Genomic DNA, 2,432 nt, shown 5'->3' on the forward strand with positions numbered 1-2,432 from the left:
CGCGACCTGCGAGACGTCCGCCGCCTCGACCTGCCAGCCGTGGCGGGCCAGCCACCGGGCGTCCGCCCCGTCGCCGCAGCCCACGTCCAGCGCGCGGCCCGGACTGACGTCGCTGAGCTGGGAGACCAGGTGCGGGCTGGGCGCGTCGCTCCAGCCGACCCCCTCCGTGCGCTCGTCGTCCCACCAGGCCGTGTCCCGTGCCGAGAAGGTCATGCGCTCCACCGTAGGCAGGCCCGTGCGCGACACGCCAGGGCCGGCGCCGGCGACGTCGCCGGACGGGCGTACGGCCCCCGCACTTCTGCGGCGGTCCCCGCACGCTTTCCCGCACGGCCGTCACCGCCCGCCGTGCCGGTCCTACGGTCGGCGCAGGCTCGATCTCGTCGGTGAGCCGTCCCCGCCGGGGTCCTGCTGGACCGGCCGGACGGCGCACGCACCGATCCCCGTCGGCTGGTCCCCGGCCGGGGCCCCGCGCCCGGCCGTCGCCAAGATCGACACGACCACCGGCGCGCCCGCTCCCACCCCCACGCCGTCCACCCCGACGTCCGGCAACAACGTGACCGTCAGCGGCAGCACGGTGACGTTCCAGGGTCGTGGCTTCGGCCACGGCATCGGCATGAGCCAGTACGGCGCCTACAACGCGGCCAAGAACCACGGCATGACCTGGCAGCAGATCCTGGCCTACTACTACCCGGGCACGGCCCGCGCCACGAAGCGGACCGACATCCGGGTGCGGCTGGACGCCGACACCACGTCGGACGTCCGGGTCATCGCCGAGAAGGGCATGCGGCTCACCTACGGCGGCACGAGCGAGTACCTGCCCGACGGGATGAAGGAGTGGCGCCTGGTCGCCGACGGCTCGCGCACCGAGGTGCAGTGGAACAAGGGCTCGGGCTGGGCGACGCGCAAGACGGTCAGCGGCACGACGCAGCTGTGGTCGACCGACGGCACCCTCACCCTGGTGCTGCCCGGCGGTGCGACCAAGGTCTACCGCGGCGCCCTGCGGTCGGCGGTCGCGTCCTCGACGACGCGCCGCACCGTCAACGTCCTGTCGCTCGAGCAGTACCTGCTCGGCGTCGTGCCGGCCGAGATGCCGACGAGCTGGCACGGCCAGGCCGTCCGCGCCCAGGCCGTCGCCGCCCGCACCTACGCGGTGCGGTCGATGAGCACCTCGCGCTACTACGACGTCTGCGACACCACGTCCTGCCAGGTCTACAAGGGCGTCTCGGCCGAGGACACGCGCGGCGCCAACGCGGTCAACGGCACCGCCGGCCAGATCCTCACCTACGGCGGCAAGCCCGCCCTGACGCAGTTCTCGTCCTCGACGGGCGGACGCCAGGCGGCCGGCTCGGCGGCCTACCTGCGCAACCAGGCCGACGCCTACGACGGCTGGACGACCAACCCCAACCACACGTGGAAGGTCTCGGTCTCGCGCGCGGCGCTGGAGAGGCTCGCGCCGTCGATCGGCACCCTGGGCAAGGTCTCGGTCATCAAGCGGGTCGGCGGCGGCACCTGGGGCGGCCGCGCCGAGACCGTCGTGCTGACCGGCAGCAGGGGCAAGGCCACGCTCACCGGTGACAAGGTCCGCTTCGGCGTCGGCCTCAAGTCCACCTGGTTCGGCTTCGCCTGAGCGGACGGCGCCGGGCGGTCCGGCGCGGCTCTGGGATACTGGGCGGGTGCGTCCGCTCCTGATCTCCGTCCTCACGTCCGCCCTGGTGAACGCCGTCTCGCTCGGCCTGGCCGCGTGGCTGTTCGGCGTCTCGATGAGCGTGGGCGGGTTCGTGCTGGCCGTCGTCCTGTTCACCCTCGTGTGGGTCGCGCTGCGCCAGCTGGTGCGCCGCGGACGCGTGCCGTACGTGCGGGCCTACACGGTGCCCGGCGGGCTGCTGCTGACGTTCGTGGCGCTGCTGCTCACCGACCTCGTCTCCACCCACCAGGGCTTCGAGATCGAGGGCTGGGGCACCTGGATCGGCGTCACCGTCGTCGTGTGGGCCGCGGGCATCGCCTACGGCGAGGTGGACGACCAGGCGCCGCAGCGCGTCTGACCCGAGACTCACGACGAAGGGCCCCGACCGGCTGGTCGGGGCCCTTCGTCGTCGGTGCGGTTCGGGCTACTCGGCGTCCTTGATGTCGGCGACGACCGCGCCGGCGCCCAGGGTGGCGCCGACCTCGGCGTTGAGGCCGGTCACGACGCCCGCCTTGTGGGCGTTGAGCGGCTGCTCCATCTTCATCGCCTCGATGACGACGACCAGGTCGCCCTCGGCGACGGTCTGGCCCTCCTCGACGGCGATCTTGACGACGGTGCCCTGCATGGGCGAGGTGAGCGAGTCGCCGCTCGCCGCGGCACCACCGCCGCCCCCGGCCTTGCGCTTGGGCTTCTTGCCGGCGGACGCCGGGGCCGCGCTGGCGCCGAGCCCGGCGGCAGGACGACCTCC

The 2,432-nt window shown here is 73.7% G+C and carries 4 protein-coding genes; 2 read left to right on the plus strand and 2 right to left on the minus strand.

The window, feature by feature from the left end:
- Window positions 1-213 (minus strand): class I SAM-dependent methyltransferase (locus tag AC2W7G_RS13740; RefSeq protein ID WP_485868932.1); only part of this gene is annotated, 213 nt, incomplete at its 3' end.
- Window positions 214-553: 340 nt separating this feature from the next.
- On the opposite strand from AC2W7G_RS13740, the gene AC2W7G_RS13745 reads away from it, so the two are divergent.
- Entirely contained in the window at window positions 554-1,627 is a 1,074-nt protein-coding gene (locus AC2W7G_RS13745) for a SpoIID/LytB domain-containing protein (protein WP_485868933.1), read from the plus strand.
- Between the two features lie 46 nt (window positions 1,628-1,673).
- A complete protein-coding gene (locus AC2W7G_RS13750; protein ID WP_485868934.1) occupies window positions 1,674-2,042 on the plus strand; it encodes a hypothetical protein in 369 nt (122 codons plus the stop codon).
- Window positions 2,043-2,108: 66 nt separating this feature from the next.
- Here the strand turns inward: AC2W7G_RS13750 and AC2W7G_RS13755 are convergent.
- A partial coding sequence (locus AC2W7G_RS13755) for an acyl-CoA carboxylase biotin carboxyl carrier protein subunit (protein ID WP_485868935.1) occupies window positions 2,109-2,432 on the minus strand: 324 nt, incomplete at its 5' end.

This window comes from Aeromicrobium sp. PFPM2_SD2, from assembly GCF_057364525.1.